This window comes from Leuconostoc sp., assembly GCF_965300815.1.
In genome coordinates this window covers 1-4,680 of sequence record NZ_CBDKZH010000101.1, presented here as the reverse complement: position 1 = coordinate 4,680, position 4,680 = coordinate 1, and the positions used below count along the sequence as shown (strand labels likewise).

The 4,680-nt window shown below is 45.8% G+C and carries 6 protein-coding genes; all 6 read right to left on the bottom strand.

The window, feature by feature from the left end; translation table 11 throughout:
* Window positions 1-315 precede the first annotated feature (315 nt).
* The 6 genes from rpsI to ACW12G_RS06450 all read right to left on the bottom strand — a co-directional run bounded on the left by rpsI (window position 316) and on the right by ACW12G_RS06450 (window position 4,634).
* Window positions 316-711: a 30S ribosomal protein S9 gene (gene rpsI, locus ACW12G_RS06475; protein WP_009999817.1), complete on the bottom strand. Its 396-nt coding sequence runs from the start codon at window positions 709-711 to the stop codon at window positions 316-318.
* Between the two features lie 18 nt (window positions 712-729).
* Window positions 730-1,173, bottom strand: coding sequence for a 50S ribosomal protein L13 (rplM, locus tag ACW12G_RS06470; RefSeq protein ID WP_009999818.1), 444 nt, complete (start codon window positions 1,171-1,173; stop codon window positions 730-732).
* 194 nt (window positions 1,174-1,367) lie between these two features.
* Window positions 1,368-2,153 (bottom strand): tRNA pseudouridine(38-40) synthase TruA, encoded by a 786-nt coding sequence (truA, locus tag ACW12G_RS06465; protein WP_455647554.1) that lies wholly within the window; start codon window positions 2,151-2,153, stop codon window positions 1,368-1,370.
* A 36-nt stretch (window positions 2,154-2,189) separates the two neighbouring features.
* The gene (locus ACW12G_RS06460) at window positions 2,190-2,987 is read right to left on the bottom strand and encodes an energy-coupling factor transporter transmembrane component T family protein (protein WP_455647553.1); all 798 of its coding nucleotides are present in this window, start codon (window positions 2,985-2,987) and stop codon (window positions 2,190-2,192) included.
* Window positions 2,980-3,837: an energy-coupling factor transporter ATPase gene (locus tag ACW12G_RS06455; RefSeq protein ID WP_270747622.1), complete on the bottom strand. Its 858-nt coding sequence runs from the start codon at window positions 3,835-3,837 to the stop codon at window positions 2,980-2,982. Before ACW12G_RS06455 ends, ACW12G_RS06460 begins: the two co-directional genes overlap by 8 nt.
* Complete coding sequence (locus tag ACW12G_RS06450; RefSeq protein ID WP_147000942.1) at window positions 3,813-4,634, bottom strand: energy-coupling factor transporter ATPase; 822 nt, start codon at window positions 4,632-4,634, stop codon at window positions 3,813-3,815. Before ACW12G_RS06450 ends, ACW12G_RS06455 begins: the two co-directional genes overlap by 25 nt.
* Between the last annotated feature and the right edge of the window lie 46 nt (window positions 4,635-4,680).

Genomic DNA, 4,680 nt, shown 5'->3' with positions numbered 1-4,680 from the left:
GTCTTAAGCATGTTCCAATCTATTTTCCCAGCCGAACATTTTTATCAACTCTTACTATAACAATATTTATTAAAGAATTAATGCATAATATTAATAGTACTTTGACCTAATTTTGTTAAACAAGAACGCCCGACGCTCTGTGTATGTATTTTTTATTATAAGCCAAAAGTACGTGATATCGTGAAGAACAACACCACAAAAAAGCACCAGCAAAATGCTGATGCTTTTAAAATTGCTAGATTTGCTCTAACATTAATGATCGATACCACCAATTGCCACCATATATTAGCAACAACCGTTGTGGGAAAAAGAAGATTAACGCTTTGAGAATTGTGAAGCCTTACGAGCCTTCTTCAAACCTGGCTTCTTACGTTCCTTCATACGTGAGTCACGAGTCAACAAACCTGCTGCCTTCAATGCTTCACGGAAGTCAGGATCTACTGTCAACAAGGCACGGGCGATACCGTGACGAGTTGCACCAGCTTGACCAGAATATCCACCACCAACGACGTTAACCAAAACATCGTAGTTTCCCAATGTTTCAGTAACGTTAAATGGTTGCAAAACAACTTCACGCAAGTTAGCGAAAGGAATATATTCTTCGATTGACTTGCCGTTCATTGTGATTTGGCCATTACCTGGAACCAAACGCACACGAGCAACTGAGTTCTTACGACGGCCTGTGCCGGCATATTGTACTGCTGTAGCCATAATTTAGATTCTCCTTTCTTAAACTAACTTGTTGATGTCAAGTACTTCAGGCTTTTGTGCGGCGTGGGCATGTTCTGCACCAGCATACACGTGCAAGTTCAAGCCTTGCTTACGACCCAAAGTGTTCTTTGGCAACATACCGTGGATTGACAATTCAAGCAACTTTTCAGGGTTGAATTCACGATAGTTTCCAGCTGTGCGAGCCTTCAAACCACCTGGGTGGTTTGAGTGGTGGTAATAAACCTTATCAGTGGCCTTCTTACCAGTCAACTTAACTTCGCCTGCATTGATGATGATTACATGGTCACCCATGTCAACGTTTGGTGTAAACGTTGGCTTGTTCTTACCACGCAAAATTGAAGCAACTACTGTTGACAAACGTCCCAAAACGACGTCCTTGGCATCAATAATATACCACTTCTTTTCGATTTCACCTGGTTTTGCTAAAAATGTTGTACGCATGTGTGCGCTCCTTTGATTAGTTGTTTACAAACGCGGCCGTTCCTTGCCACGCAATTACAATAAGTTTCCGGGGCTTATCGTGAGGTAAACAATACCGTGTATTATCTTACCTAAAATAATCCGTATTGTCAATGCTTGTCGCCAAATTCCTTCCGCGACAAGCACTTCTTAAACACGCCATCCCCAACTGTTTATCATTTATCCATCACTGGTGCATCATAATAAATTTCATCCAGATACAACCCACTGGCTGGGGCGGTAAAGCGGGCTTGTTCACGATCTTTCACGGCAATTAAGCGCACGATGTCATGCACGTCACGCCGACCATTCCCAATTTCCAGCAACACCCCGACCATAATCCGAATCTGGTTATATAGGAAGGCATTGCCTTCAAACGTGAAGACGAGTTCTTGTTCGTCTGATTTCACTTCGACATCCGCACGCGTAATGGTCCGCACGGTTGTGGCTGTTTGATTCCCTGAAGCTGCAAAGCTGGCAAAATCATGTTCCCCGAGCAAATCAGGTAACGCTGCTTGAATCCGTGCAACATCTAAACGCCAGTGAAAATGACCCGTATAACGGCGCTTAAAGGGATCGGTAAAGTCTTGAGTCGAGACACGGTAGATATAGCGCTTCGCATGTGTGTTAAAGCGGGCATGGAAGTCATCCGCCATTTTTTCCACCTGTTTGATCATAATATCGCGGGGTAACAAGGTATTGAGTCCCTTACGTACCCCTTCAGGTTGGATGTCAAATGGTAAATCAAAATGGACCACTTGACCAAAAGCATGCACCCCTGTATCCGTCCGTGAAGCGCCCACGACTTTAATAGCGGGCGTTGGCAACTTGGCCATTTGATTCACAGCGTGGTTGAGTTCACCCTGCACTGTCCGTTGGCGTTCCACGCCGTTTTTCGTTTGGACTTGAAATCCGAAAAATTCTGAGCCGTCATAAGCGACGACTGCTTTATATCGTGGCATAATTCCCCACTCTCTCATAACGTTTGACGCGTTAGCTTATAAATATAAGTTCACAATCGCAAAAATCACCACAAAAACACCTAAGCCCACAAAAGCCAACATGTCATTGTGCCCATAATGCAACACACGGTATTTTGTCCGTTGCACAGCGTCTTTAAACCCACGCACTTCCATCGCATTGGCTAAGTCCAATGCGCGTTGGAGCGCCCCGACAAACAGCGGAATCAGCAAGGGAATAATCGCCTTGGCTCGTTTAATCGGTCCACCCGTAGAAAAGCTCATCCCACGTGACTTTTGGGCGTTCATGATTTTCTGGGCTTCATCCATTAATAGCGGGACAAATCGTAGCGCAATGGACAACATCAACGCTAACTCCGCCACCGGCACCCGCATTTTTAACGGCCCTAACAGCATTTCCAAGGCGTTGGCAATACTGGTTGGTGGGGTCGTTAATGTTAGAATTGTTGACATCAAGATGATGAGGATAAACCGTAGCATCACATAAACTGCATTAATTAACCCTGGGGTCGTAATTTTAATCGGCCCCAGCTGGTAAAGGACGGGCGTTCCTGGGGTAAAGATTAACTGCAAGATGACCGTAAATAAAATCAGCCAAAAAATCGGTTTTAACCCATCCCAATACAGCTTAAACGGCTGACCCGTTAAGCGAATCAAGCCCAAGACAAAGATTGCCGCCCAAGCATACGTCGCCCAACTATTGGCCCACAATAACACCAAAATATAGACAAACGTCCCAATCATTTTAGTCCGCGGATCAAGGCGATGAATAAAGGAATCTCCTGGCACAAAACGGCCAATCATAATGTTATTCATGGCCGACCTCCGCATTAATGGCTGTGGCTAAGCTCGGCAATGTTAGTGGCCGCTCTGGCAACACGACCCCAGCCGCCTTTAACTTTTCCGTAAATTGTCCTGCTTTTGGTAGATCTAACTTCATGGTTTTAAACCATGCTATATCGCGATTAAATAGTTGCGCTGGCGTTTCATTGGCCACGACCTGACCATCGTGCATGACAACGACTTGGTCAGCCACCGCCACCACATGATCCATATGGTGCGAAATAAAGATCACCGTTTTGCCCAGGTTCTTCAACTCTAATACCAATTGCAACAGTTCTGCTTGCCCTTTAGGATCCAAGCCCGCAGCAGGTTCATCTAACACCACCACACTCGGATCACTTGCCAACGTCCCGGCCATAGCAACACGACGCATTTGCCCACCCGAAAGTTCAAAGGGTGACTTTTCCCAAAGTGATTCATCAACACCAACACGACGCAAAGCCGCTTCGGCAGCAGCCTTAGCTGTCGCCTGATCGGCACCAAAGTTTAACGGGGCATACATCACATCCGCTAGCACGGTATTGGCAAACAACTGATTCTCTGGAAATTGGAAGACAATGCCCACTTTTTTCCGCAGTTGCATCAGTTGCTTTTCTTTTGTCCGTGGCGTGAGTTCAAACCCATCAATCAGCACTCGGCCCTCAGTTGGCTTCAACAAGCCGTTAATATGCTGCACAAGGGTTGATTTTCCTGAGCCGGTTTGGCCAACAATTGCGGTCACTTGGCCGGTTAGCATGGTCACGGTGACATCATGCAAAATAGCTTGGGCCAGGGTTGTGCCGGCACCATAACTAAAATTTACTTTTTCGAACGTGATAGCCACTGAATCAATTCTCTCTCATCTAAATACTGTTCAGGTGTTGGCGTCAATTGTGCCGCTAACTCACCTGCAAAAGGTAATGCCAATCCATTATCATGCATCACCTGTCGTTGACTAAAGACCGCTTCTGGGGTGCCATCAAGGATGAGCTGCCCGTCATTAATCACCACAACACGATCAGCTAGTGCCGCTTCATCCATATCATGCGTAATCGTAATCAACGTTAACGCATCACCAAAACGGGCCTTGAGGTCCTGTAAGGTTGCCATCACGGTCTCACGACCATCTGGATCAAGCATAGCTGTCGCCTCATCTAAAATAATAATTTTAGGCGTTAAGGCCAGCACACTGGCTAAGGCGACCCGTTGCTTTTGGCCACCAGAAAGCGTGTGGGGTTCGCGATCTTTAAATCCTTGCATCCCGACGACCGTCAATGCGTCATCAATTCGCTTTGGCATATCGGCACTGGGTAACTGTTGATTTTCCAAGCCAAAAGCAACATCATCGGCGACCGTTGCGCCAACAAATTGGTTATCAGGGTTCTGAAAGACCATGCCAATTTGGTCACGAATGTCATGCACCGTCTCTGCCGATAATGGCACACCAAAAACAGTGATGTCACCGGCATTGGCCTCAATTAAGCCCAAAATCAACTTCGCTAATGTTGATTTCCCTGAGCCATTATGGCCCACTAGCGCGACCCATTGCCCAGCTTCAATCGTTAAATCGAACCCATCAAATAATGTTTGGTCGTCATCATATTGATAGTTTAAATTGTGAATTTCTATTGCTTGCGTCATTAGACCTTATTCTATCATAGGTTAGGGCCTGAATACTATATTGAGT